Genomic DNA, 25,876 nt, shown 5'->3' on the forward strand with positions numbered 1-25,876 from the left:
ACTGCGGGTGCAGTCCTTTCAGATGATTGACAACGGTCCTTATCATTACATCATATCTTCTAAAATAAGTGCTTTTTCTTGTGTTGAAATAAACGAACGCTCTGTAAACACGCGGTATTCATTTTCTCTTGTTTTATCTAAAATGGCCTTGTAAAAGTGAGCAGCCGCTTTCACCGGTATACGTGAATAAAGCGGAAATTCATGAAGGTGGTCAAAAAATTCCTCGTAGTACGCCTCTGCCTCAAAGGCAATATATTCCCATACATGCTGGAATGCTTGATTGACGATGCCTTCTTGCAATTCTTGCTCTGTATACCCAAATTGATCCATGACTTGTTTTGGTAAATAAATGCGGTCTCTTTCCGCCTTATCCTCACCAATATCACGAAGAATATTGGTCAGCTGCATGCCAATCCCCAGCGAAATCGCTGCTTCTTTTAGCTGTTCTTTTTTACGTGGTGCAATGATTGGAAGCAGCATCAACCCAACGGTACTTGCGACATGATAGGAATAAATGAGCAGTTCATCTAACGTTTCATATCTATGCTGCTCTAAATCCATCTCCTGTCCTCGCAGCAGGTCGAAGAACGGGGCTTCATCCATACGAAACTCTTGAAATGTATGCTCGAGCGCTACCCACATTGGATCATGACGGTCTACTTCGCCCTGTAAGAAACGATCAAACGCCTCCTGAAAAGACGCCAGTTCCTCTTTTGGTGAAGTGGACTCATCTACAATGTCATCCGCTCTCCGGCAAAAGGAATAAACAGCCCAAACTGCCTGTCTTTTCTTTTTAGGCAGCATGGAAAAGGCACGGTAAAACGTTTTTGAATGTGTTTGAATGGTCTCTTCACATACTTTCAAAGCTGTTTGTACATCAACCACTTAGCTTCACTTCCTTTCTGTCGTTCAAATCTTTTAGCAATACAGAAGCCATGAGCTTCGCACTTTGCATCACAATTGGTACCCCGCCGCCGGGATGAATTGAAGCGCCCACCGCATAAAGATTGTCTGTCTCTGCAACCTTCACTTGCGGCCGAAAAACACCTGATTGAAACAAATTAGGAGCAAGTCCAAAGCTGCCGCCTTCAAACAATCCTTCTCGCATTGAATCATTGGGTGTTCTGACCTTTTTCCAGACAATCGACTCTCGCAATTGCGGAAAGCCTCTTTTTTCAAGACGCTCCACCATTTTATCGACAAAGTCTGTCTCCTCTTCCCAGTTGATGTGATCTCCTGACGGTACAGGAATCAGCATATATAGGACACTACAGCCTTTTGGAGCAAGTGATGGATCAATGATCGATGGATGAAATGTATAAAACGACGGGTCTTGTGGGATCGTTTTCGTTTGAAAAACGTCTTTCATATGCTGATCAAAGTGTTCTCCCATAAAAAATTGATGAACAGGTGCTTCGTGGTATATCTTGTTTAACCCTAGATACACCATCACGCAGCCGGAGGATGGAACGTATTTGCGCCGGTCTTGTTCAACTAAACCAAGCTGTTTTAACGCTGCTGGATAATCTCCGTTTATCACAAATGCATCCGCTGCTATGTCTTCATCATTTACTTTTGCTTTGACCACTCGTTTCCCCTCAAATTCCAATTGCACTACTTCTTCATTTTGTCTTACTTCGACCCCCATCTTTAGGAGCTGTCTTTCCAATATATCTACTAAACTCGCATATCCGCCTTTTAAATAATAAATTCCATGGGCATGCTCACTATATGAAACTAGCGAATAAATAGCAGACGCTTCATACGGGTTTCCTCCGACATAGAGGGTTTGAAGTGCGTACGCATCTCTCAGGCGTTCATCTGAGAAATATTTTTTTAGCGCGCTTTGAACCGTTCGATATGCTTTTAATTTCATTAAAATTTTCATGTTTGCTTTTGTAAAAAAGGTGCGTTTTTCATGAAACGATTTTTCTAGAAAAGCTTGCTGCCCTTCTTGAAATCGATTCGTCATTTCTTCCATAAATTTCAGAAATCCTTGTTCTTCCTTTGGAAATACACGCCTGATTTCATCGAGCTGCCGCAGGATATCAGAATACTTCGTGTAAGAAGTGCCATCTTGGTATTGAATCGTGTACAGCGGGTCTAGCTGCAGCAGATCAAGTGAGGATTCGTCAATTCCTATCTCATGTAAAATTCCTTTTAACATATCAGGAAGTAGGACAATGGTCGGACCTTCATCTACTTTATATCCTTTCTCACGTACAAAAGCAAGTCTCCCGCCAAGCCGTTCATTTTTTTCGACAAGGGTGACATCATGTCCAGCTTTTTTTAAATAAAGTGCTGAGATCATTCCGCCAATACCGCCGCCAGCAATTAATATATGTTTTTTCATGAGGCGCTCCCCTTTTCTTGATGTGGCACTCTTTTGTGCGTATGCTTCTCTTTTGAAAGAATCGCATTTGTCGTAATACGCGCTGATTCTAAAATGGTCGGCAGACCGCTTCCTGGGTGCGTTCCTCCACCAACAAGCCAGCAGTGCTTCAATTCATCAAATTCATTATGCGGCCTTAGCACCATCATCTGCGTAAGCTGATGGCCAAGGTTAAATGTCGCACCTTCATACACATAAAGCTCTTCCTCCCAATGCTTCGGTGTGATCATCCGCTCGACTTCTATGTGCTGTCTAATATTTTTAAAGCCTGTTTTCCGCTCCAACGTATCCAGCACAAGCTCTCTAAATTCATCTTGATGCGCTTCCCAGTCAATACCGCTTTGATTATTCGCAACTGGCGCAAGCACATAAAGAGCTGATTTGCCTTTTGGCGCAAGCGAATCATCTGTCACACTTGCATTTTGAATATAAATGGACGGATCATCCGGCAGCTCAAAGGTTTTCGTAATCTCTTTGACGAACTTCGCATAGTCATCGGAAAAAACGATGGTATGATGCGGCTCATCATATATCGTATCTAAGCCTAAATACAGCATAAAGGTCGAGCATGAGAACTTTTTCTTTTTCAGTTTCTTCTCGCTATATTTCTTCAAGAGACCCGGCTCTACAAGCTTTGTCATTACGTGTGCAAAATCACCATTTACAACCACCTCATCCGCCTCGATTTCTTCCCCTGTTTCTAAGCGAATCCCCTTCACTTTCCTGCCTTCAGTCAGCAGCTTTTCAACTCCAGATGACAGGTGAATGGTTGCGCCAGATTCAACAGCTGCCTTTGCCATCGCTTCTGACAGCTGGTTCACTCCGCCTTTCGGATGGAAAACGCCTGTGTCATGCTCCATAAACGAAAGGATTGAAAATGCGCCAGGGCATTCCCAAGGTGACATCCCTAAATATTTTGATTGGAATGTAAATGCATATTTCACTGATTCATTCGAGAAATAGTCTGACAGCACATCGTATAAGCTCTTATTTAATGAAAGCTGTGGAAGCGCTCTAATAACCTTCGGACGCAAGTAATGATGAAAACGGTCCATTTTACTTTGTAGAATTGGCGTCAGGCGGTCCATTTTTCGCTTTGTATCGTTCATAAAACGTAAATATCCCTCGCCTTCACCAGATGCAAAGGCTTCTAACCGTTTGTACATTTCGTCTCGATCTCGAATCATATCAAGCTTCTCGTCTTGAAAGATTAATCTATACATTTCTTTTAATTCAATGACATCCATATAGTCATAAAGATTTTTACCAGCAAAGGTGAACAGCTCCTCTGCAATATGAATCATACTGAGAAAGGTAGGACCTGTATCAAACGTGAAATCACCAAGTTGAAACTTAGAGTTACGTCCGCCAACAAAGGGCTGTTTTTCGTATACATGAACGTCATGTCCTTTGCTTTGCAGCATCATGGCTGCTGCAAGTCCCCCTGGTCCTGCTCCGATCACAATGATTTTCATTATCCTATTTCCTCCAAATTAATTCACTTTAAGTTAATTATACAAATTAGAAGAATTAGATCAACTTTTGATGTGCTCTAAAAGTCTCATGTTATGTAGCAAAAAAGCCGGCTTTCTTTCAACAAGTGCAAGAAAGCCGACCTTTTGTTACGCTTCTATATCAATGCGATAGGTTTCAAACCAATGATGAATCTGCGCCAGATGGGCGATGAGCTGAGGCCCTTTCATTAACTGGCCATACCAAGGAACTTGAAAGGAAGCCCCTTCCGTTTCAATCAGCTGTTTCAATTGGTGTGGATTTAAAAATTCATGAAGCACAGAATCCTTTTGCGCAAGGCAATCTGTTAACATCTCTTTTACAGCCTGAGTATACGCTGGATGATGTGTTTTCGGATAAGGGCTCTTCTTGCGATAAAGCACTTCACTCGGTAAAATTCCCTCTAATGCTTTTCTCAAAACCCCTTTTTCACGATTTCCATGCATTTTCATTTCCCAAGGAATATTCCATACATACTCAACGAGTCGATGATCTGCAAATGGCACACGCACCTCAAGGCTCGCGCCCATGCTCATGCGATCTTTTCGATCAAGCAGCGTTGTCATAAACCAAATCATATTTAAGTAAAAAAGTTCTCTCCGGGCTTTATCTACTCCTGTTTCCCCGTCTAAAAGAGGTGTTTCTGCCACGGTTTCTTCATATTTACTCTGTGCATATTCCTTCAGTGATAATTTCTTTTGCCATGAGTCTTGAAGAAGCTGAATGCGGGATTCAGTTGATCTCATCCACGGAAATCCATTCGTTTCGCTTGCCATGTGAAACCATGGATAGCCTCCAAAAATCTCATCCGCACATTCACCTGATAAGCCGACAACGAAATCCTTTTTTATTTCTCGGCAGAACCAAAGTAACGACGAATCAATATCTGCCATGCCCGGTAAATCTCGCACTTCAACCGCTTCTTTCAAATAAAAAGCCAGCTCTTTTTGACCAATGATACAGCTGTGATGATTCGTTTGAAACGCTTTGGTCATTCGATCAATCCACGGCCCGTCAGCATTCGGCTGGAATTGACTCGCCTCAAAGAATTGATCATTTCCTTCGTAGTCAATGGAATACGTATGAAGTGGTGCTTTCCCTATTTTTTCAAAGTGCTTAGCGGCAATGGCCGTAATGGCACTAGAATCGACGCCCCCAGATAAAAACGTACAAACTGGCACGTCTGAGACAAGCTGTCTTGTGACAGCATCTGTAAAGAGTTCCTTCACGTGCTGAGCAGTGTCATCAAGCGAGTCTGTATGCTGCTTGCTTTTGACATTCCAGTACCTCCACACACGCAGACCATCTTTTGAAAAGGTGAGGGCATGGGCAGGTCTCAGCTCTTTCACACCTTTAAAAACACCTTGCCCTGGTGTTCTAGACGGCCCTAAGCCAAAGATTTCCGATAACCCCTCATGATCGACTTTTGCTTTCATATCAGGGTGAGCAAGCAGTGCTTTGATCTCTGAACCAAATAAAAAGGAATGATGACGTTCTGTATAGAAAAATGGCTTGACGCCGAGCCGGTCTCTCCCTGCAAATAATAGTTCACGCTCACTATCCCAGATGACAAATGCAAAGATGCCATTAAAATGGGTCACACACTCTTCCTTCCATTCTGTATACGCGTGAAGAAGAACTTCTGTATCAGAATGTCCAAGGAAGCGATGCCCCCTTTTTAATAATTCTTTTCTTATATCCTCCGTGTTATAGAGCTCTCCATTGTATACAACCGTATAAGCATGGTTTTGATGAGTATATGTCATTGGCTGCTTTCCGCCTTCTACATCGACAACGGCTAACCGTTTATGCCCAAAAAGAACATGCTCACTTTTCCACGTATTTGTATCATCTGGCCCTCTTTTAGATAATGTATCTGTCATTTGATTGATTACATGATCCTGTTGGATGAGCTGCTTTTTAAAGTCTGCCCAGCCTGTTATTCCACACATCATCATCAGCTCCCATCCGTTTTTCATCAAGTGTTCTCATTCAGCCTTTCTTAGTTTATGCATCGTCTCCTTGATAGTTGATTTGTCCTTTTTTCCGTATGTATAGGACAAGCATCATTTGGTAAGAAAAGAAAGAGGAAAGGAGCTTTTGCCATTGGAGAAACGATTGAAATATCTTCAGCATCATAGACAAAAATGGTGTAACGGGTATTTACTGATTGAAAACGGTCATTGTCTCATTGAAGATGAAGAAGGGGACATCATGCTGCCAGAAAGTCTTCAAAGCTCTATGATCTGTTTGAAAGAAAATGACCGATGGACAAAAGGAGAATGGCTCGGGTCCATGATTCTTCTTGAAAATGGACAGCTGATGGAGATAAAAGGCGGTGAAGCGATTCAATATAAAGCGTCTCTTTCCAAAGGCTGGCTTGACTTGCTTATGTTCGTACCAGAAAACGCTTTTTACCAAATCATAGACGATATAGAGCAGCTTGGGTTCTCCGTCTACGATTGTGTCTTTTCATCCTTTTATCCTTTTCATGCCGTCTCTTTTTTCCAATTTTCGAGAGATACACAATCACTTGCCCTTCAATGTCACCATCATTCCGCCGCAAGCCAAATTCAGTTTGAATGGACGACTTCTGACGGACACCGGCTCATTTCTTCGTTTGATGTCACATAAAAAAGGCACTGCTTTGTATAAGCAATGCCCCAGCGTGTAGACAAACCCTCGCATTCTTTGTCAGTCCTGCGTGCCGGTGCTCACGAATGTCAAATTCGCTCCGCTCCGGTACTCGTCCTTCCTAGACTGCAAAGGTTTTCAGGTCACGCTGAAAAGAAGACAAAGGGCTAAAATAAAGTTCATTTTAGCCCTTTGTCAACAATCTGAGGCACTGCTTTGTATAAGCAATGTCCTTTTTATCTTAGAAGATATGAAAACCGATCGGTAGACGCAAGCCTAGCAGTATCGTGACAATCGCAGCCACAATAAACCCAATCAACACACCTGTCACCGATTTTCCTTTTTTCTTGCGTACAAGGACCATTTCCATTAAACCGATCACAAGGAGCCCAAATATCATTTTACCAATATACTCGCCCCCGAAACCTGGAATTTTCATTCCTGTGCGAACATATAGCTCTACGCCTGTTGCGATAATGAGCAAGTAAAAGAGTCGTACGATCATGTGGACAATTTTAGCCCCTTTGTCGTTTTTACCTGCTAATGCAAAGGCGACAAAGAATAAAATAATACCTAGCACCCATGCTGTAATATGTAAATGTGTTCCCATTTGTTGTTTCCCCCTTTATCAGAACAAGTACCTTCTCATCGTACCACGAAATAAGTCGAACACAAAATGACAATCCTATGTCAGCATGCGCTTTATTTGACGCGGTTCGATAACGTCCCAATCGGTTCAATCGTTACTTCAATATGATCTCCTGAAGCCAAAAACTTTGGCGGCTCAAATCCTTTTCCAACGCCAGAAGGTGTACCCGTTGCAATGATGTCACCTGCTTCCAGCGTCATCCCTTTTGAAAGAGTAGAGACAATGTCCTCCACCGGGAAGATCATTAATTCCGTACTGGCAGACTGACGAACCTCTCCGTTTACCTTTGTTTCCACATGAAGCGCGCCATGATCCTCGATCACTGACTTGTGGACAATGTAAGGTCCCATTGGACAAGATGTATCTAAACTTTTTCCTATGAAAAATTGTTTGTGCTTTTTCTGCAAATCTCTGGCCGTCACATCATTTAAAATGGTGTAACCGAAAATATAGTCACGGACTTCTTCAGGTGCAATATTCTTTCCTGATTTACCCATGACGATGGCAAGCTCCCCCTCGTAATCCAATTCACTAGTCACATCTTCATGAAGAAGGATGTCCGCTTCATGTCCAACAACAGAGGTAGGTGCTTTAGTAAAGATCATCACGTCTGTAGGAATATCTGCCGCACTTCCCATCTCCATAACATGATCTTGATAGTTCTTCCCGACACACATGATGTTTTTAGATGGCTTTGGAATCGGTGCATGGAGTTTCACGTCTGAAAGCGGATAGACATAAGAGCCGCGGTCTTCTTCTTTTTTCTCAGCCCAATCAAGAAGCTGGCTGACGTGATCCACAAACTTGTCCCCCATGTTGATGCATTCAGATAAAGAGTTGGGTAGTGTCTCAAGCTCAAATAACTTGACTTCAGCCTTTTTGATGTCCATTACCCATTCATCATCAATGACGATCCCAATAAACATCCTATCATGTATCTCACCTGTAAAAAACTTCATGTCTTCCCCTCACAATCTTCATTTCACTTAGTGATGATGTCTCATTTTATTTCTCTATGAAATAAAAAAACCCTTTTTTATCATACTCTCTTTTAAAAAGGGTTTCAAAAATGAAAATCTGATATTTAGCGGTAGCGTCGATATTCCCACATATTTCCTTGATCCCATTTACGATCGACATGCCCTCGACCTCGACTGCGAGAATGATGTTTTTTCTTTCCGCATCTTCGGCAAGAATGACTACGTTTGTGGTGATGAGATCGTTTTGATCGATGACTGCGATGTGACTTGCGGCAGCTTTTCTTATGATGAGATTTGTGTTTGCTGCGGCATGATTTTTTCGTTTCACTTTTTTTGCTTTTGCATGATTTTTTACTTTTGCATGGTTTTTCACTCTTCACGCTTTTCTTGGAACAGCGGCTTTTTTTAGAGCGATAGCTTTTGTGACTCTTTTTGCTGCGGTATGACTTACGGCAGCCGCCTCCACCAAAGAACCAGTGACGGCGTCTTGATTGACGAGAACGAGATGATTTATGCGAATGTCTCGATTCTGGTTCACGATCTAAGTGATGATCACGCCCCTCACTTCGAAGTGAATCAACTGCATGTTCAATATGAGAATGATCAAATGTACTCACGAACAATTCCCCTCCCAATCTGTGCTCTGACAAAACAAACAGACAAAGCTGTTTATCTTCTCTGCTTTATGTTACGAGAGTCGGTAGACAAGTGTTCTTGGCGAATGCCTCTTTCTTAGAAAACTCCATGAATACCTATCAGCAGGTACAGGACATTCCTTCATTTTCATATAGTGAAGCAGATATAGGAGGGTGATGACACATGGACACAGAACCTTTAAAACAACTGGATATCTGGATTCATCCAAAGGATCTCATGGAATTAAAAAAGGACGTATGGAACGATGAGCCCGTTGAGGGCATTCTCAAAACCGGTCAAACGAAGTCACATATTTATGCCTCATACCGCGGATCACACATTCGAAAGCTCAAGAAAAAGTCCTATCAAATTGAATATAGGAAACCAAAGCAAAGACAAGGCGAGTCTCTTTTTCACTTAAATGCAGAGTACAATGATCCTTCTCTTATCCGAAACAGGCTGTCTTTTTATTTCTTCGAACAATTGGGGGTGTTAAGCCCTGCCGCTTCTCATGTGTTTCTAACCATCAATGGAAGAAAAGAAGGCATTTATTTAAAAATAGAATCCGTGGATGAACGATTCCTCCAAAAAAGACAATTACATGGAGGCGGTATTTATTATGCAGTAGATGATGACGCCAATTTCTCTCTTTTGAGTTCGTTTGATAAAAAGCCAAAAAAACATCTTCTTCTCGGATACGAGAAAAAAACGGGAACACCTCAACACGACAAAGAGCTGAACGAGTTTATTTACTTTCTGAACACAGCAAAAGACGACACATTTGCAGAAAAAATTGAGCAGTACCTTGATGTGACACAATATTTCCGTTGGCTCATTGGTGTGGTGTGCACCCAGAACTTTGATGGATTTGTTCATAACTATGCTCTTTATGTGAATGACGAGGGGCGATGTCAAGTGCTCCCTTGGGATTATGATGCGACATGGGGTCGTGATATTCACGGAGAAGAAATGGCGTTTGATTATATCCCCATTAGCGGCTTTAATACATTAACCGCTAGATTGCTAGATATTCCTTCGTTTAAAAGAACCTATTATGCTCTTTTTCAGCACGTACTGGATACACACTTTTTAGAAAACCGCCTCTGTCCCGTCATTGAGAAATGGCATGCAGCTATTGAAAAGCGAATCGGGGATGATCCATATACGAAAGATCGAAAAGACATGCTGCATTCAGAGCGAGAATTAATCCGGCAGTATATCAACAAAAGACGACGTTATTTACAAGCTGAGATGAAAAAAGAGACATCTCGCATGTAAAGGTGCTTTCGAATTTTGTCACTTTACTTCTCATATTGACGAAACAGCTTTTTTTATAGAAAAATAGGGTATAATAACCATATACTTCTATTTGATAAAAAATGTGAGAGTTGGCGTCCGTTATGATCAATTATGAAATTGAACAGAAAAGATTACATTTAATTGAGACTGCGAAAAAATTCGGTATGAATGCAGAAGAAACCATCAGGTGCAGTCAAGAACTTGACACACTATTAAATAAAGGCATCAAATACACCTCTAAAGAATGCTCGAATAAAGGCTAAACCATACATTTCATTCCTCTTATCAATAGTCTTCAAAAAGACAATCACACATTAAAAGACCCATCATAAGCTATGGTGAAACGCCCAAAAACGAAGTGCCCTATTTCTATAAAGGATGTGCACCGCTATGCCGGCTATTGTTGGAGCCTTTAAAGTAAATGCCGTCGGAACGAGCGGAGTCGTTCATGTTGGAGACTGCATCACCATTTCTCCAAATAGTCAGGTTAAAACCTTTGCTGGCGCAGGCAGTTTTAACACTGGTGATCAATTACGTATTAGCAACTATAAAAGTGTGACAAATACGTATGATAGTGATGTCATTGATCAACCGCTTGTTGGTAACTTGTAAGGAGTGAGAATCCGTTGAACTTCTATATTAATCAAGCGATACAAATTAATTACTTACGTGTGGAGTCTGTGAGTAACTCATCTGTTCTGCAAATTGGAAGTGCTGGATCAATCAAGGCACTCTCCAACCTGTATAACACCGGCAGCTACGTAGAAGCAGCACCTGCTGCAGCAGGCACACAAGGAATTGAAGAATCTCAAGGCGCAAGCACAGCACCGTTTGTACCGCTTCAGTCACCAACATCTTAAGTTCATCTGCAATCCCCGGAGGTGTATGCATATGTATGACTATCAAAATAACGCTTCACAAATGTATGGCATCATTCAAAAGCAAACACAACAAATCATGATGCTTGAAAAAAGGCTTAACGAGCTTCAGCAGGAAATGCAACTGATCAAAGATAAACCGACAACAACGATTGAACGGATTGATTATCAATTTGATCAACTGAAAATCGAGCGGCTGGAAGGCACATTAAATATCGGCCTCAATCCATCTGATCCAAACAGTGTTCAAAATTTTGAAGTGGGCCAAACAACAACCCCGGGAATTGGAATGATGCAGCAAGAAATGGCTGATCAATTTTTCAATCAAACACGCCAGCTTGTCGATGCCTTCTTAAATGAAGAAGCGCCAGAACTTCTTGAAGAACTCGAGCAGCGATATGAAGGCTCGCTTGATGAAAGCAACAAGCACCATATCATTGAAGACATTCGAAAGCAAATAGACAGCAGAATCAAATACTATGCGGGACAGCTGCCACACCGGGAAGATATGACCCCTTTGCAGCGATCAGAGCAAATTGCTGAATATGTGAAGCATGATGTAAAACGGGCGATTGAGCACTTTTTAGCCCATATTCCAAGTGAAACGAAAGGAGAGGAAAACGGATGAATTTCACAGTCGTCAACCGCAACATCGAAACCGGAAGTATTAAAGTAGTCGGGGTATCGTCCTCTTCCCTATTCATTATTGGGGATACAGACCACGTACAATTGTCATCGATTTTCGATACACCGCCAGAATCACTGATTATTGGCCCGTTTGTTCCTCTAGCACCTCGATAATGATTAAACGAACATCTCAAGTAAAGTTCACGAAGGTGAATTCTGTCGGGATTTCGAGTGTTGTTCAAATTGGTGATACACAGGCGCTATGCCCAAACGTTAAGGTATTAGCTGTTCAACGAACGATTAGTTTGTTTTATGGCAATGAAGCAGAAAACTTGGATGCAAAAGAATTTGAAGTGTATTTTGAGCCAATACCATTGATGCTACCAGAAAGATCGGTTAGAACGGCCTTTTATCATGAAAAGCCTCTCATTAAAGTATCGTCAATACATGTAGAAGGGGTGTCTTCCTCCTCTATCTATCAAATTGGCTCTACGTGTGGAATGAATGGCATTGCGCGAGTGAAGCATATTCGAGAGTTATTTAGTAACGACGACGAAAATCCGCCAAACTCACAATTGGACCTCCCTGCGCATATGATGGTGATATGACTTCGAATAAAGGATGTCGATTATGCCAGCAATTGTCGGACCCATTTACATTAACTCGATTTCTGGGGGCGTCGTAAACGTCGGTGACTCATTTTATCTTTCGCCTAAAAGTTCGTCAAAATCTGCTTTAGGCTCTGGAGCGGGGAATACCGGAGATTTCTTGATTTTAAATAATGGCATTAGCGCAACCAACTATGTGGATCCTGACTTAAATGATCAGAATATGGTAGGCAATGCATAAAGCGGCTCCTCTACATCCATTTCATTTAGAGGAGTGCTTTTTTATGCTTATTTCTTTCTGCGTTGTCTCGATTTTTTTGTTTTGACCAGCTTGCTTGCCGGCTGTTTTCGAATCCATTTGATGTACGGAATGAGCTTTTCATCTTGTCTTAGTGCATCAAGCGTGTTCAAACGTGCGGCAAGCTCCTGGTTTGTATAAAGAGCATGAACTTGTTTATGGCAAGGGATGCACAGGAAGGCAGTCGGTAGAAATGCCCCACCTTCTTCTCTTGGCGTTAAGTGATGTTCCGTCAGTACGACATCTTGTCTTCCGCACAGCTCACATAATCCAATTGATTGCTTTGCCATCCTGACATCACCTCAGCTTCACATTAATTCCATTGATACCGTTGTCCCTTTCCCGCTTGGGTCTGCTGGATGGACAATCAGTTTCTTTGGCAATCTCATCTTTAATTCTTCCACATGGCTGATCACGCCAACGGCTAAATTTTGAGACTGCAGTTTCTCCAATGCCGTAATCACCGTATCTAACAAGTCTTGATCGAGTGTACCAAACCCTTCATCAAGGAAGAAGAATTGCAGCGGGAACTCACCTCTCAGCTGAATTTGCGCTGACAGAGCAAGTGCAAGCGCTAAAGAAGTCAGGAAGGTTTCTCCCCCAGACAAGCTGGATACTGGACGTCTGACGCCTCCATTGGCATCATCACGCATGACAAAACCGCCCTCTGAGTCGACTTCAATGGCATACCTTTGTCTTGTCAAAATCCCAAGACGGTGAGAAGCATCTCGGCTGACACTCTCTAGCTGTTCTTCTGCTAAGAACTCAACAAACGTATTTCCTTTAAACACGGTTTGAAGCTTATCCAGCCGGTCAATTTCTTGCTGCAGTTCTTCAAGACGTTCATGAATACTTGCAAAGCGCTGGTGGTTTGCTTCAATCACACGCAGCTGCTCCTGTGCAGAACCACTCCTTGCTGTCGCTTCTTCAAGTTCTTTTTCTGCAGCTTCTTTTCTTAATTGAACGTCTTTCCACTGGTCTTCATCTAGCGACTCACCTTTTAACAGGTCAGAAATTCGCTTTAAGTTTGCTGCACATTGCTTTCTTTTATCCTCAAATTCCTCAATTTCTCGTTTGACTGTATCACGTACAGATCGATCCATTAAAGCAGGTTCTATCTCCTGCGGCAGATCAAAAGGAGCAGGCTCTGTTTCTTTTTGCCATGCTGCCTCAGCTTCTTGTTTTCGCCGGTTAGCCTCTTGGAGTTGACGTTGACTGCTTGAGAAATGGCTTTGCGCGTCACTAAATAATTGCTGCGCATGCTTTAATTGCTCGTACGATTGCTGTTCTTTTTCATTTAGATGAGCAAGAGATTGTTGAACCTCGATCAGTTCATCAGAAATAGAAGCAGCTTTTAAAGGATATCGCTGTAAATCAGTGTCGTATTGATGGATCAGGTGCTGCTGATTTTCTATCTGATGAGATAGCTTATCCAGCTCCTTTTCTAGCTCGTATATGGCTGTATGCAGCTGCTCTTTTACTTGCTGTTTCTCTTCTAAAAATGAAATACTTTTCTCAATACGCTCCTGATAACCTTCCGCTTGCTGATCCTTTTCATCTATTTGTTTTTGCATTTCCTGCACTTGGTTGATTGTTAAGTGCGGGAAGGCTTGCTCAAATTGTGTCGTTTGCTCTGAAAGCTCAGATCGAAGCTCTTTGATCAGCATTTCTAATTCTTGAATGCGCTGCTGCTCAAATGTCAGCTGCTCTTTTACTTTGTTCATCTCTGCGGCTTGATCATGAGTGACGTCCATTAAACGAGCTCGTTTGCTTTCGATTGCTTGAATATCTTGTTTCATGCCTTTCCATTCTTGAATCAGATGATGCAAGGACTGCGGGTTTTGTACTGCTTCTACTGCTGCAGCGACTTCCGAATCAGGGGCTTTTTGAGACAAAAAGGAGAACTGTTTGACTAATTGATTGGCATGCGTTTCTAGCAGCTGCTTTGCAGCATACATGTCTCTAGCATATTCCTCTGCCAGCTTGAGCTCTTTGTCCATTTTTAGAATCACTTCATCAATTTGTGCAACAGTTTCATCATGATCATTGTCTATCACAGCCTGTGGATCATGATGAATCGATCCACAAACAGGACATGGTTCACCGTCTACTAGCTCTGCCGCTAATTCTTTTCTTAATTCTGCCGCTCTTACAGCATCACGCTGTTTTAATTTTTCTTGTTTTAGGTTCTGTTCTCTTTTACTCCACTCTGTCAGACCCCGTTCGAATTCGCATACGTAAAAATAAAATTGTTCAATGGCTTGAAACGATTGATCTATTTTTTCATAATGGTCTTTTTGCTGTTTTTGAAGCTTTTCATACGATTGTGCTGCCTGTGATGACCGCTGTTTTAGCTCCTCAACCTTTTGTTCTTCCTTTTGAATGCTCAAATTGATTCTTTGAACATTTTCACTGAAACGCAGTGCATCCTGTACATTTTTCCGCTCTTTTACAGAGACTTGTAATTGTTCCAGCTCGTGCTTCAGCTGCGTTTGTTTCGCAAGTGCCCGCTCTAACAGAGATTGTAGGTTCTCTGCTTCTGCTTTTTTTTGGGTCAATTGCTGCGCTTTTTCATTGTTTTGCTGCTCTAGTCCTGCTTTTTCCTGAAGAGCTGCTTCTTTTTTTCGTTCAATTTCCTTTAATTGAATGAGCTGCTCTTTCTTCTGGAGAAGCTCTGGCTCAGTTTCTATTTTCTTTTGCCGCGCCTGCTCATACTCCTGCGTCATTTGATCATAGATCGTTCGTTGATGAAGTAAATGCTTTTCTGCTTCCTGCTTCTCTGTCAGCGCTTGAGCAAGCTGCTTTTCAGCCTTTGTTAATGCATCCGCGTAGGGCTTTAAAGCCTCTGCCTGCTCCGCAATGCTTAGTTGATTCTTTTTCTCTTCCATCACGGGTGCCAGCTGATCGAGTTTGTTTAGTTCCGTCCCATATGCTTCTCGTTCCTGTTGATACTGCCAGATGGATTGCGCCTTTGTAAAAGCAGTGAACGCTTCGTCCCTCGTTTGTTTCTTCTCATGAAAAACGGCCTTTGCCTGCTCAGCCGCTTCTTTTGCTTTCGCTAATGCCTCTGGCCCAGCATCTCCTAGTCCAGTCAGTTCAGCCAGCAGTTCATTTTTCTGTCCATAATGATTCTGGGCCTTTGCACGTAAACGCTTGACAAGCTGATCACCATATTTTTCTAGATTAAACAGACGCTGAAGCATTTGGCGTCTGTCGGCTCCTTTCAATGAAAGGAATTCTGCAAACTTCCCTTGAGGTAAAACAACCGCTCTCGTAAAATCATCAATTGTTAATCCAAGCAATTCTTCTATTTTACGATTGACCTCACTCGCTTTATCTGCAAGAACTGTCTGGGTGTCACCAATTTCAATCAAACGGCATAATGTCGTTCTGACCTTCATTTCATCTGCCCGTTTGAAGGCACGTTCAACTTTATAAGAAATGTGATGCTCCTTTTGCAAAGCGAACGTAAAAGAAACTGACAGCTTTTCTTCAGCTTGATTCAAAATACCATGCGTATTATTTAATGCACGTTCGACCTTGCCGTAGAGTGCTAGTGTCATGGCATCTAAAATGGACGACTTTCCGCTTCCTGTTGGCCCAAAGATGCCAAACACACCTGCATCACATAAGGAGCTAAAGTCAATGGTTTGCTCTTCTCTGAAGCTATGAAGTCCTTTAATGGTTAGCGTAATCGGCTTCAATTCGCTTCCTCCTCTTGCATGTCATTGGCAAGCTCTAAAAACAGCTTGACGGTTTTTTCATCTGGCAGACCGCCGCCTGTCTGGCGTTCATAAAATTTCACGAACCGCTCTTCGATCGAGAGCTTTTCCACTTGTTTTTGTTCTTCCATTCGCTGTAGTTCTTTAAACTTCGGTCTAATGTGGACAAATCCACTATGCTGTTTTCTAAGCTGATGGATTTGTTCAATCGACAACTGGTCTGTTAAATGAATCTCTAAATCAATCCAGGCATGAAGATCCCGCTTTTCATCCAGCCAACCGTGTACTTGGCTCAATCCCTCAACTGCCTTCCACTTCACAAGTGGTTTACCGCTTGATAAAAACACTTCTTTCCAGCTTGCTGTTTCATTAGGCTTTGCATCTACAATGGTTACTGATTTGGCATAGCCTGCTTCTGAAAAGCTGTATGCAAGCGGAGATCCAGAATAGCGGGCAATCGTTTTGGCACGTTTAATGGTTTGCGGGCGATGCAAATGACCAAGTGCGACATAACAAGCCGCTTCAGGCAGACTTTCGGCGGCAACGGTATATGCTCCTCCCACTTCAATCGGCCTTTCTGAATCTGTTTGACTTCCTCCTGCCACATAAATATGGCTTGTTGCGATATTGACCGTATCAGCCTCGAATTGACGGCTTAAATGTTGAAACGCTTGTTGTATTTTTAAGTTGTAATGATCACGAAGCAGTTTCTCTTCAAATGTTTCAGCCAGCACCTCGTTTAGCCTCGCCTCGGATGGATAAGCTAGTGCTGCAATAGATAAACGTTCACTTGCAGAAGGAACATCGACACGAATGATGTCATTTACCGGATAGCCAATTAAATGAATCCCCTGTTCATTTGTTAAAGGGGATGCAGCTGATAAACGATCTGGATTATCATGATTGCCTGAGATCACCACAACCTGACGCTTTCCTTTATCAGATAATGCAGACAGACTTTCATAAAAAAGCTGTTCTGCTCGAGCAGGCGGATTCACTGTATCAAAGGCATCACCAGCCATCACAATGACATCAATTTGTTCATCCTTAACGATTTGATACAATTCATCTAAAAACTCAGCCTGCTCTTCAAGCCGGCTTCGGCCTTCAAGGGTTTTCCCTAGATGCCAATCCGCTGTATGCAGAATCCTCATGTGATTCACCTCTCATTCCAGTACATTTATAAAGAAATTTCTAAATTCCCATCAAAGAAATAGAGGATTTTCTCCTCTAATGTTCTGCTTGTTAAACGTTCTACCGCTCTTGCATACAACGCTATTTGTGTTTCATAGCGTTTTTTCAACATCGCTTTCGTTTCCTCTAGTCCGCCTGAGAATCTGCCACTCACTCTATCCGTTTTATAATCAAGTAAATAGAGCTTACCATCTGCTTCAAATAAACAATCAATCATTCCTTGAATCAGCACAGGTTCACCCTCTACCTCAATGTGGCTGTATACCTCTTTAACAGGTAAAACCATACTAAACGACACTTCTCGTTTCACCCAGTCCGCTTTCCGCAGTTTTTGACCAATAGAAGTAGAAAAGAAGGCAGCAATTCCTTCTCGATTGATGGAATCGATTTGCTCATCTGTTAGTAAGTCTCGCTCTTTTAAGGAATCGAGCAGTTCTTGTATACGAGATTCATCATAGGCCTCAGCTGAAGGAAGCGGAATATGCTGCATCACCGTATGCATCGCTGTACCTTGCTCTGCGGCAGTGAGTGTTTTTTTCTTCATAAAAGCCGGCCTGTCATACAATGTCGCACGCGGTTTTCGAATAGAAGAAGGCACACTGTATTCATCCTGGATTTCTTTCATCCTTTTTATCTCTGAAACCGACTGCTTTGTACCGACTTGAGAGGCCGCTAAATATGGATATCGCCATGAAAGTCTTTCTTTTACTTCATCTTCATAATCGCCATACCCTTCAACAGGCACACCTTCCATTAATGCTTGCATCACTTCGTCTTGCTTCTTCTTTTCAAGTGACACATCCTCTTTTAGAAGATCGGAAGCTTGATGAAATGTGATGGTAAATGATGATGGATGCGAAAGAACGACATCTCTTGATTCCTCTAAAATAGGCTTCATTGCTTGGTGACGAATGAGGGCAGGTCCAATAAAATCTAAGTATGTTTTGGCTTGATAACGTTCAAAATCAGGGAGGAGCCACTCTTCTCCGTTTGCGGCATTTTGCCATTTGCTTAAAGCTTTCACCTGATTTTTGACAGAACCGACCAAAAATAATTTTTCCTTAGCCCTTGTAAGCGCCACATATAGAACCCTCAGCTCTTCAGATAATAACTCTTTTCTCATCTTTTTTTTCATCGCTACAAGCGGTAATGTCGTATAACTAATTCTCAGCTCAGGGTGAATATATTTGCTGCCAAAGCCTAGTTCTTTATCAAGCAAGTAGGACTGATTTAGGTCCATCATATTAAAATTCCTGCCAAGCCCTGCGGTAAACACAACTGGGAATTCGAGTCCTTTACTGCTATGAATCGTCATCATACGGACAACGTCCTCTGTTTCACTGAACGTTTTCGCCGCCCCAAGATCATCTCCACGCTCCTGCATTCGTTCGATAAACCGAAGAAATCGAAACAGCCCTCTAAATGCAGCCTTCTCATACTGTTTGGCTCGATCATAAAGAGCACGGAGATTCGCCTGTCTCTGCTTCCCCCCTGGCATCCCGCCAACATAATCCAGATAATGTGTATCACGGTACACTTCCCAAATTAATTCTGCTACCGAATGAGTCATGGAGAAATCACGCCATTTACGCAGCAGGAAGAAGAATTGCTCCAGTTTTTTGCATGTCGGATGATCAGAATGCGTCACACTCATAAATGCCTTTACAGCATCATAATAAGTGCCTTTTTTATCACTCGTTCTAATGAGTGCCAGCTCATTTTCGTCTAAATGAACAATAGGTGACCTTAAGACAGCTGCAAGCGGGATATCTTGATATGGATTATCGATTACTTTTAACAAAGAAAGAACGACAGATACCTCTGTAGCTTCAAAATAGCCGGAGGAAAGATTCGCATAAACAGGGATTCCCTGCTTCTTCAACTCCTCCATCATTTGCGGTGCCCACGGCATAGACCTTAGCAAAATCACGATATCTCGATACTGCAAGTTGCGGCTTATTTTTTGTTTTGCATCATACACTTGAAAAGGTTGTTCCACCAATTCTTTTATTTTCCTTGCAATCACCCTCGCCTCAAATTGTACGGTCTCCAGTTCTTCTCGTTCTTCATCACTTTCTGCTTCGTGTTGATCTAGGTGTACAAGGAGCATTTCTGTCGTTGTGTCTTCGCTTTGCGGATAACTCGCTCCAAGCTTTAATTCAGCTTGTTCATCATATTCAATTTCTCCAACAGTTTCTCCCATCAGCTGTTTGAACAGAAAGTTTGTACTGTCTAAAACATCAGACCGGCTGCGGAAGTTTTTGTTTAAATCAATTCTTTTCCCTGTATCTTTGCTGTCTCTTTTAAAGTGTTTATATTTATTTAAAAAGAGCATCGGCTCAGCAAGTCTAAAGCGATAAATAGACTGCTTCACATCACCAACCATAAAGAGATTCCCTTCTGCAGGACGTTCCCCTTTAGATACAAGCTTTAAAATCGTTTCTTGGACAAGGTTTGTATCTTGGTATTCATCAACGAGCACTTCTTCAAATTGCTGTTGATAGTATTTGGCTGCTTCTGTTTCAATTAGATGTCCTTCCGCATCCTGCTTTGCTAAGATGCGTAAACAATAATGCTCTAAATCCGAAAAGTCTACGATTGATTTCTCTTGTTTTGCTCTTTCGAAACGCTCTCCAAATTGGATGACAAGTTCCACAAGTGTTTCTACAACTGGCTTCATTTCAGCCAAGCTTTTTAGATGCTGCTGAGGATTGCGCATAAAGTATTCATCTTTTAGCTTTTCTAATTGTTTTTTGGCTTGATTGCGTGCATCTGTAGCTTTTTCTACGAGAACAGGGTCATAGTCGTCCCCTTTACACGTCTTTAGCCTTTTAAAATTGATGTTCGGTACGAGCTCATAAAGTTTCTCAAAATCATCTTGATTTGTGATTAATTCATTCACTTGCTCTAAATCATCTATAAAATTCTCTGCTCTCGGTGCTGGGCCGCCCGGCTCTTTTGATAGGGTCAGAGCTTGTTCAAGCAGTTCCTGACAGCTTCTTAAAACGAGAGAAAGATCCTCTTTTATATAAGGGTAAAATGGTAATTCTTCTACTTTTGTTTGTGCATCCACATCATAGAGAGATAGGAATGCCCGCATCCATTGTTCAGGCGATGGATGCGATCTAGAAAACTCATATATTCTTTTTACAAGCCATTGAAGATCTAAATCATGACGATCTGATGTGTAACGGTCAACCAGTTCAAAGAATGCTGGCTTTCCAGCCTTATACTCATCCTCAAACAGCTCATCTAACACTTCGTCTCCTAATAATTCTCCTTCTGTTTGATCGGCTAAACGAAAGCCTGGATCAAGGTCAATCTCATAATAAAAGGTACGGAGAACTTGTAAACAAAAGGAGTGCAAGGTAGAAATATTGGCACGATTCATGAGGGACAGCTGTCTTCTTATATGAAGTGACCCAGGATTTTTGGATAATTCCTTTTCAAGGGCTTCAGTGATCCGGTGCTTCATTTCTGCCGCAGATGCATTCGTAAAAGTCACAACGAGCAGGCGATCCACATCAATTGGCTGCTCTGGCCGGGTCATTTTTCGAATCAGCCGTTCAACCAAGACAGCCGTTTTTCCTGACCCTGCCGCCGCAGCAACAAGAATATCTTGTCCTTCTGAAACGATGGCTTCCCATTGATCATCCGTCCAAGTACTGTTATTCGGTTTTGGTATTTGCATACTGATCCCCTTCTTTTTTGATCCGGTCTATCATGACATCATCCTTTTCAGATGTAAGCACCCTAAATTCATTATCCTCTATTGATTCATCAAACTGACAAATAGACTTAAAGGAGCAAAAGCGGCAAGGTGTTTGATCCTTCAATTTATATGGATTGATCTCTACCTCACCATTTGTAATTTTCTCCCCTGCCTCTTCAAAAGTACGCCGAACGTGTTTTGTGAGAATGTGAAAATGCTCTTCACTTAATACCGCAGAGTCAGACCGGAAAGACCCATCCTTTTTCAAACCGGCTTGGATGACTTGCGACCTTCCTGATTCAAGCGTTTGATCCATCAGCTTCACAGCTTCTACGTCTTCGAGCAATAGACCCTTCATTTTAAATTTCTTGAAGATTTCCTGTTCAATTTCATCCTCTGCCAGCGGAATAGGCGCTTGAATGAGAGGATCATGAATATGGAAGTATAAAATTCCTGCCGGTGTCGCCTCCATGCCTAGCCACTCTTTAGAATACGTAATGGTCAGGTCTAAGTAAGTGAGCATCTGCAGCGCCAAACCATAGTATACTTCTGCTAGATCCAGCCCCTTTTCGCTAGACTTATAGTCGACAATTCTTAAAAGCAGTCCTTTTGAACCTTCTGCTTTATCCACTCGGTCAATCCTTCCGACCAGCTCCATCGTGCAGCCATTTTTTAATTGAAAAGTAAATGGCGGCAGAGGGCCTTGACCTCCAAATCCTAATTCAAGTCCAACCGGAGAGAATCCGCTCACTTTGGCATGTTCGCTTAATATAGAAGAAACTCTTATGAGGATTTTTTGAAGTTTTTCTTTCATATAAGCATGCCGGTTCGAGCTTAATAGAATTTCCTTTTGCAAACGCGGAGCCAGCTGTTCAATTGCATGTCTTGAGTAGGACACACAATCTTCCTTCGTTAAGTTTTTCCATTCCTTTTTTTGTTCAACAAGTGTATCTGAAATATGCTTTAACGCCGAGTGAAACAGCTGACCGATATCGGGTGCTTCCAATTTGTAAAATTGGCGATCTTTTAGTTTTAACCCGTGTGAAGCAAAATGAGAAAATGCACACGCATTGAATTTCTCCATTCTCGAAACACTGCCTTGAATATGATCACCATAAAGCTCTTTTGTGACGTTTGGTTTTAATCGCTTCGCTCTATTTGTGAAAAACAAACTTGACATGATCTTTTTTGATACATCACGATTAGGCGACGTCATTAAATCATTATATACACTCCACCATACACCGCTGATGGGATATTGATTAAGCCATTGCTGCAGCTGTGAGACGGTATAGGATAACGAGACATGCTCGTTTGCTACAAATTTTAATTGTTCCTGATCATCCAGTTGCTCTGGATCTAACACATAAAGCGCATGCTGGTGATGTGGCATCAGTTCTTGGCAATACTTGATGAGCGTCGAAGGCAAAAGAGATCGCCCTTCCGTATCTGAAGCTGAATAGGATAAATAGAGATGGCGGGATGGGCTGGATAACGCCTGGTAAATTAAAAACTGCTCATCCAGCAGCCGTTCCTTTCCTGTCTCTGCCAGCTCTGCTCCTGCACGCTTTAACCATTCCCGGTCATCCTCAGACAATACACTTTCATCAGAAGGCCGCGCAGGGATAACGCCATCATTTACGCCAATGATAAATGTGCACTTCACTTGATACATTCTGGATAAATCCATACTTCCTACAAATACTTGATCAAGTGAAGGTGGAATCAAAGCGAACTTTAGAGATGCCAATCCTGTATCCATCATCTGTTGGAATAATGGAAAGGAAAGCTCCTCCTCGCCGAGCATTTCAACAAATTCATCCATTAATTGAATCACAGCATCCCATACTTGCCCGTGCTGCATCGCTTCAGCCTGCCTGCCTGCTTCTTCAGCCTCAAGTCTTGCCTTTTCAAGCTTATCCGGTACTTGTATTTCTTCTAAAAAGACATAGAGAGCCTCCACCATGTCTCTCACCTTTTGCGCTTTTGTCAATCTTTTTTGCAACTGAAAAAGAGGAGGAACAATCCAGTCTTTTACGTCATTTAGCATTTGTTCCATTTCAATTTCTTGATCTGTTTGTCCAAAATCTTCATCTAATGATTGAAATCGCCTGTAATGAAAACGAGAGCCGTTTGTCCAGCGTTCGCCCTTTACACCATAAGCAATACAATAGTTTTCTAGCTGATCTGCCTGTTCTCTTGCTTTGTTTTTGGCGAGTTCGAGCGGAAATAGGAACTCTGTTTTCACACAGCGAAACACCGCTTCATACCGCCAGTTCCCTTTTATGACATCGAGGCTTGAACGAATCAATTCAATGAGCGGATGATACTGCATTGATTCATTTCCATCAATAAAAAAAGGAATATCGTAATCTCGAAACACCTCTTTTAACGTATCTTTATAGTCGTCAACATGCCTTGCCACAATTGAGATGTCACGCAGCCTAAGCCCTTCCTCTCTCACTAAATCAAGAATATCTCTCGCTACTCCCTCCATTTCAGCTCGTTTGTTTGCGCTTTTTGACACGGTGAGATGAGGCGTTTCTTCTTGATAAGGCTGAAGCGGTCTTTGTTCATACTGGTTTTCTAAATAAGCAAGATCTGGTGCATGAAGATGCCGCTTATTTCTCTCCAACATGTGTTCAGAAATGGACGATCCACACTCTTTGGCAAGCTGATAAAGCTGAAAATATGTTTTACCGGTCATCCGAAATAAATCAAGTTCATTTGGCTGTGTCTCATGATATGGACGATCCACTGTGAAAGCAGCCGTTATTTTTGCTGCATGGAGCAGAAGCTGTTCAATGACTAGGAGCTGCTGCGGGGTAAACTGGTAAAAACCATCTATATAAATGTGTGCTCCTTTTAATTCCTCAGATAATGGAATTTGCTGTGCCAGAAGTGTCAAGTAGTCCTCTGAATGCACATATTCATCTTGTAAATACTGCTCCATCTGCTGATAAAGAACATGCAGATCATGCAGCTTTTCGGCAGCCCGTCTTTCTTCTGTATACTCTGAATGCAAGCTGGATACTGATATTTTTTCAATATCCTCCGGCATCATGCAGTACCTTTTAAATTCAGCCATCGTCTTTTCTATTTGCTCAACAAATCCCGGCTTATCACTCGCTTTTTTGAATACTTTAAACTTGTCTTTCTGCTCTTCAATCACTTTTCTTAAGAGCATCTGAATTCCCGTGCTAGTGACAAATTGCCGGTTCGCTCCGCCAGTCTGCTGTAAAACAGACCAAGCAAGACGAGTAAAACTAAAGACTTTGGCTCTGATCATACCGCCAGCGTCAGACGTTTTTGCAAGCTCATATTCCATTAAAAATGTCATTTGATCCGGGACTAAAAAAATGATGGGCGGACCCAGCGGATCAAGCCTAAGTTGTTCTTTGATCTCTTCTAAGATTGCAGTCGTTTTTCCACTCCCCGATCTGCCTGCTAAAAACTGAATCTCCACGTTCCACAACACCTTTCTTATGTACTCATATTCTAGCGAAAATAAAAGTAAATAGCTATTTTCCTCTCACCTTCCCTTTCTCCTTCCTCATTGAAAAGAAATAGGCACCTTTCCCAACTCCTTTCATATCATAAACCATCATGATCTAAAAGGAGGCTGGCAATATCATGTATTACGGTTATTATGACTACTCACCATATGACATGCGCCAAAACACAAGGATCATTTCAGACCTTGAGAAGGCCATCAATGGCGAATATTCTGCGATCCAATGCTACGAAAAACTTGCCCAAAAAGCCAAAAACCCTGAGGCGAAAAAAATCATTCAAGAAATACGTCAGGATGAAGTCAGACACTATCAGCTATTTTCAAAGCTATACTATTCTTTAACTGGTAAAAACCACAAACCAAGCGTAACAGAACCTTGTCCAGATCAATTTAGAGAAGGTCTCGTTTTTGCCTTTAAAGACGAACAGAAAACAGTCGATTTTTACTTAACGGTATCAGACTATGTCCGCGATCAAGGAACAAAAGAATTGATGAAACGTATCGCTCAAGATGAACAGCAGCATGCTGTGTGGTTTCTCTATCTTTTAACGCACCATGTTTCTTAGTTAGTCTTATTTTAATAGGAGATCGTATGTTCCGTCAAAAATTGAAAATGTCTTTTTGCTCATTCAATATGTGAAATAGAGTGCTGTCATCTACGAAATGTCTCTCCTTTTTCACTTTTTCCAACAAGAAAAAGTGCATTTGACCAATAAAAAAACTCCTCTGCCACAAATAGCAGAAGGAGTTTTTTAGATCTTTTAATGAAAATTTGCTTCTTTGCTTTGCTGCTGATGCTTTAGCAATCCATCAATTGACAGCATCTTACTGCCGCTAAGTGTCAAGTAAAGCGCCATAACCAATAACGCAAGTTCAAATTCATAACCGCCCACAAATCCTTTTGGAAAACCAACTGTGATAATCGCCACAGCCATAATCGGTACAAATAAAGCGGCGAAAATACGTGTCCCTAAACCTAAAATCAGGGCGATTCCACCGACAAGCTCAATTGTCTTTACAACATAGGCCATAAATTCCGGTACACCGATTTGACCAAAAAATGCAGCTGTGCCTCCTAGACCTCCTTGATATGCCTGAAGCCCGTGTATAAAGAAAATAATACCTAAGATCACGCGTACGAAAAGTGTTCCTATTTCTTGATTTGATTTCATATAGTGATTTCCTCCTGTTTTTACACTACATAATGTAATGTTAATTAGT

23 protein-coding genes and 1 pseudogene are annotated in these 25,876 nt (G+C 41.9%); 10 read left to right on the plus strand and 14 right to left on the minus strand.

Going from position 1 to position 25,876, the window contains the following annotated elements; translation table 11 throughout:
• Nucleotides 1-45: 45 nt before the first annotated feature.
• The 4 genes from BK049_RS02840 to asnB form a co-directional block, all read right to left on the minus strand.
• Entirely contained in the window at nucleotides 46-885 is an 840-nt protein-coding gene (locus BK049_RS02840; protein WP_008355179.1) for a phytoene/squalene synthase family protein, read from the minus strand.
• Nucleotides 878-2,353 carry a phytoene desaturase family protein gene (locus BK049_RS02845; RefSeq protein ID WP_071167807.1) on the minus strand — a complete coding sequence of 492 codons (1,476 nt, stop codon included), beginning with the start codon at nucleotides 2,351-2,353 and terminating at the stop codon, nucleotides 878-880. Before BK049_RS02845 ends, BK049_RS02840 begins: the two co-directional genes overlap by 8 nt.
• Complete coding sequence (locus BK049_RS02850; protein WP_008355175.1) at nucleotides 2,350-3,867, minus strand: phytoene desaturase family protein; 1,518 nt, start codon at nucleotides 3,865-3,867, stop codon at nucleotides 2,350-2,352. Before BK049_RS02850 ends, BK049_RS02845 begins: the two co-directional genes overlap by 4 nt.
• Nucleotides 3,868-4,014: 147 nt before the next feature.
• The gene (asnB, locus tag BK049_RS02855) at nucleotides 4,015-5,856 is read right to left on the minus strand and encodes an asparagine synthase (glutamine-hydrolyzing) (protein WP_071169178.1); all 1,842 of its coding nucleotides are present in this window, start codon (nucleotides 5,854-5,856) and stop codon (nucleotides 4,015-4,017) included.
• Nucleotides 5,857-6,010: 154 nt separating this feature from the next.
• On the opposite strand from asnB, the gene BK049_RS02860 reads away from it, so the two are divergent.
• Nucleotides 6,011-6,538, plus strand: coding sequence for a DUF2777 family protein (locus BK049_RS02860; RefSeq protein ID WP_071167808.1), 528 nt, complete (start codon nucleotides 6,011-6,013; stop codon nucleotides 6,536-6,538).
• A gap of 241 nt (nucleotides 6,539-6,779) precedes the next feature.
• Here the strand turns inward: BK049_RS02860 and BK049_RS02865 are convergent, their stop codons facing one another.
• The 4 genes and pseudogenes from BK049_RS02865 to BK049_RS20220 all read right to left on the minus strand — a co-directional run.
• Nucleotides 6,780-7,148 (minus strand): YisL family protein, encoded by a 369-nt coding sequence (locus BK049_RS02865; RefSeq protein ID WP_008355169.1) that lies wholly within the window; start codon nucleotides 7,146-7,148, stop codon nucleotides 6,780-6,782.
• A gap of 92 nt (nucleotides 7,149-7,240) precedes the next feature.
• Nucleotides 7,241-8,146 (minus strand): fumarylacetoacetate hydrolase family protein, encoded by a 906-nt coding sequence (locus tag BK049_RS02870; RefSeq protein WP_008355167.1) that lies wholly within the window; start codon nucleotides 8,144-8,146, stop codon nucleotides 7,241-7,243.
• A gap of 46 nt (nucleotides 8,147-8,192) precedes the next feature.
• Nucleotides 8,193-8,540 carry a hypothetical protein gene (locus BK049_RS20215; RefSeq protein WP_083381077.1) on the minus strand — a complete coding sequence of 116 codons (348 nt, stop codon included), beginning with the start codon at nucleotides 8,538-8,540 and terminating at the stop codon, nucleotides 8,193-8,195.
• Nucleotides 8,541-8,733: 193 nt separating this feature from the next.
• Nucleotides 8,734-8,784 (minus strand): annotated as a pseudogene (locus BK049_RS20220) (hypothetical protein); the annotation flags it as partial.
• 202 nt (nucleotides 8,785-8,986) lie between these two features.
• On the opposite strand from BK049_RS20220, the gene BK049_RS02880 reads away from it, so the two are divergent.
• From BK049_RS02880 to BK049_RS02915, 8 genes are all read left to right on the plus strand, one after another.
• Nucleotides 8,987-10,081: a CotH kinase family protein gene (locus tag BK049_RS02880; RefSeq protein WP_008355162.1), complete on the plus strand. Its 1,095-nt coding sequence runs from the start codon at nucleotides 8,987-8,989 to the stop codon at nucleotides 10,079-10,081.
• 122 nt (nucleotides 10,082-10,203) lie between these two features.
• Entirely contained in the window at nucleotides 10,204-10,365 is a 162-nt protein-coding gene (locus tag BK049_RS02885; protein WP_008355160.1) for an aspartyl-phosphate phosphatase Spo0E family protein, read from the plus strand.
• A gap of 127 nt (nucleotides 10,366-10,492) precedes the next feature.
• Nucleotides 10,493-10,714 carry a spore germination protein gene (locus BK049_RS02890; RefSeq protein WP_003211745.1) on the plus strand — a complete coding sequence of 74 codons (222 nt, stop codon included), beginning with the start codon at nucleotides 10,493-10,495 and terminating at the stop codon, nucleotides 10,712-10,714.
• A gap of 14 nt (nucleotides 10,715-10,728) precedes the next feature.
• Nucleotides 10,729-10,962, plus strand: a complete 234-nt coding sequence (locus BK049_RS02895; protein ID WP_008355157.1) for a spore germination protein GerPB — start codon at nucleotides 10,729-10,731, stop codon at nucleotides 10,960-10,962.
• Nucleotides 10,963-10,993: 31 nt separating this feature from the next.
• Nucleotides 10,994-11,608, plus strand: coding sequence for a spore germination protein GerPC (gerPC, locus tag BK049_RS02900; RefSeq protein ID WP_008355155.1), 615 nt, complete (start codon nucleotides 10,994-10,996; stop codon nucleotides 11,606-11,608).
• Nucleotides 11,605-11,781 carry a germination protein GerPD gene (locus tag BK049_RS02905; RefSeq protein WP_003210893.1) on the plus strand — a complete coding sequence of 59 codons (177 nt, stop codon included), beginning with the start codon at nucleotides 11,605-11,607 and terminating at the stop codon, nucleotides 11,779-11,781. Before gerPC ends, BK049_RS02905 begins: the two co-directional genes overlap by 4 nt.
• Nucleotides 11,781-12,215, plus strand: coding sequence for a spore germination protein GerPE (locus BK049_RS02910; RefSeq protein WP_008355151.1), 435 nt, complete (start codon nucleotides 11,781-11,783; stop codon nucleotides 12,213-12,215). Before BK049_RS02905 ends, BK049_RS02910 begins: the two co-directional genes overlap by 1 nt.
• Nucleotides 12,216-12,237: 22 nt before the next feature.
• Nucleotides 12,238-12,456: a spore germination protein gene (locus tag BK049_RS02915; RefSeq protein WP_003211468.1), complete on the plus strand. Its 219-nt coding sequence runs from the start codon at nucleotides 12,238-12,240 to the stop codon at nucleotides 12,454-12,456.
• A 47-nt stretch (nucleotides 12,457-12,503) separates the two neighbouring features.
• Here BK049_RS02915 and BK049_RS02920 read toward each other — a convergent pair whose 3' ends face one another.
• Genes BK049_RS02920 through addB form a run of 5 tightly spaced genes read right to left on the minus strand, consistent with a single transcriptional unit; the run spans nucleotide 12,504 to nucleotide 24,607 of the window.
• A complete protein-coding gene (locus BK049_RS02920; RefSeq protein ID WP_008355148.1) occupies nucleotides 12,504-12,803 on the minus strand; it encodes an HNH endonuclease family protein in 300 nt (99 codons plus the stop codon).
• Between the two features lie 18 nt (nucleotides 12,804-12,821).
• Nucleotides 12,822-16,217 carry an exonuclease subunit SbcC gene (sbcC, locus tag BK049_RS02925; RefSeq protein WP_008355145.1) on the minus strand — a complete coding sequence of 1,132 codons (3,396 nt, stop codon included), beginning with the start codon at nucleotides 16,215-16,217 and terminating at the stop codon, nucleotides 12,822-12,824.
• Nucleotides 16,214-17,389, minus strand: a complete 1,176-nt coding sequence (sbcD, locus tag BK049_RS02930) for an exonuclease subunit SbcD (protein ID WP_008355143.1) — start codon at nucleotides 17,387-17,389, stop codon at nucleotides 16,214-16,216. Before sbcD ends, sbcC begins: the two co-directional genes overlap by 4 nt.
• Before the next feature lie 26 nt (nucleotides 17,390-17,415).
• Nucleotides 17,416-21,120 carry a helicase-exonuclease AddAB subunit AddA gene (gene addA / locus BK049_RS02935; RefSeq protein ID WP_071167809.1) on the minus strand — a complete coding sequence of 1,235 codons (3,705 nt, stop codon included), beginning with the start codon at nucleotides 21,118-21,120 and terminating at the stop codon, nucleotides 17,416-17,418.
• Nucleotides 21,098-24,607: a helicase-exonuclease AddAB subunit AddB gene (gene addB / locus BK049_RS02940; protein WP_071167810.1), complete on the minus strand. Its 3,510-nt coding sequence runs from the start codon at nucleotides 24,605-24,607 to the stop codon at nucleotides 21,098-21,100. Before addB ends, addA begins: the two co-directional genes overlap by 23 nt.
• A 167-nt stretch (nucleotides 24,608-24,774) precedes the next feature.
• Here addB and BK049_RS02945 point away from each other — a divergent pair, with 167 nt between their 5' ends.
• Entirely contained in the window at nucleotides 24,775-25,221 is a 447-nt protein-coding gene (locus BK049_RS02945) for a ferritin-like domain-containing protein (protein ID WP_008355136.1), read from the plus strand.
• A gap of 195 nt (nucleotides 25,222-25,416) precedes the next feature.
• On the opposite strand, the gene BK049_RS02950 is transcribed toward BK049_RS02945, so the two are convergent.
• Complete coding sequence (locus BK049_RS02950; RefSeq protein ID WP_008355134.1) at nucleotides 25,417-25,827, minus strand: DoxX family protein; 411 nt, start codon at nucleotides 25,825-25,827, stop codon at nucleotides 25,417-25,419.
• Between the last annotated feature and the right edge of the window lie 49 nt (nucleotides 25,828-25,876).

The sequence above is a fragment of the Bacillus xiamenensis genome (genome assembly GCF_001857925.1).
Taxonomy (GTDB): Bacteria; Bacillota; Bacilli; order Bacillales; family Bacillaceae; genus Bacillus; species Bacillus xiamenensis.

Bases quoted from the DNA above. Each gene is read 5' to 3' on its own strand.
- BK049_RS02845 (WP_071167807.1), bottom strand. From the start codon at position 2,353: ATGAAAAAACATATATTAATTGCTGGCGGCGGTATTGGCGGAATGATC.
- BK049_RS02850 (WP_008355175.1), bottom strand. From the start codon at position 3,867: ATGAAAATCATTGTGATCGGAGCAGGACCAGGGGGACTTGCAGCAGCC.
- asnB (WP_071169178.1), bottom strand. From the start codon at position 5,856: ATGTGTGGAATAACAGGCTGGGCAGACTTTAAAAAGCAGCTCATCCAA.
- BK049_RS02865 (WP_008355169.1), bottom strand. From the start codon at position 7,148: ATGGGAACACATTTACATATTACAGCATGGGTGCTAGGTATTATTTTA.
- BK049_RS02870 (WP_008355167.1), bottom strand. From the start codon at position 8,146: ATGAAGTTTTTTACAGGTGAGATACATGATAGGATGTTTATTGGGATC.
- BK049_RS02880 (WP_008355162.1), top strand. From the start codon at position 8,987: ATGGACACAGAACCTTTAAAACAACTGGATATCTGGATTCATCCAAAG.
- BK049_RS02885 (WP_008355160.1), top strand. From the start codon at position 10,204: ATGATCAATTATGAAATTGAACAGAAAAGATTACATTTAATTGAGACT.
- BK049_RS02890 (WP_003211745.1), top strand. From the start codon at position 10,493: ATGCCGGCTATTGTTGGAGCCTTTAAAGTAAATGCCGTCGGAACGAGC.
- gerPC (WP_008355155.1), top strand. From the start codon at position 10,994: ATGTATGACTATCAAAATAACGCTTCACAAATGTATGGCATCATTCAA.
- BK049_RS02905 (WP_003210893.1), top strand. From the start codon at position 11,605: ATGAATTTCACAGTCGTCAACCGCAACATCGAAACCGGAAGTATTAAA.
- BK049_RS02910 (WP_008355151.1), top strand. From the start codon at position 11,781: ATGATTAAACGAACATCTCAAGTAAAGTTCACGAAGGTGAATTCTGTC.
- BK049_RS02915 (WP_003211468.1), top strand. From the start codon at position 12,238: ATGCCAGCAATTGTCGGACCCATTTACATTAACTCGATTTCTGGGGGC.
- BK049_RS02920 (WP_008355148.1), bottom strand. From the start codon at position 12,803: ATGGCAAAGCAATCAATTGGATTATGTGAGCTGTGCGGAAGACAAGAT.
- sbcD (WP_008355143.1), bottom strand. From the start codon at position 17,389: ATGAGGATTCTGCATACAGCGGATTGGCATCTAGGGAAAACCCTTGAA.
- addA (WP_071167809.1), bottom strand. From the start codon at position 21,120: ATGCAAATACCAAAACCGAATAACAGTACTTGGACGGATGATCAATGG.
- BK049_RS02945 (WP_008355136.1), top strand. From the start codon at position 24,775: ATGTATTACGGTTATTATGACTACTCACCATATGACATGCGCCAAAAC.
- BK049_RS02950 (WP_008355134.1), bottom strand. From the start codon at position 25,827: ATGAAATCAAATCAAGAAATAGGAACACTTTTCGTACGCGTGATCTTA.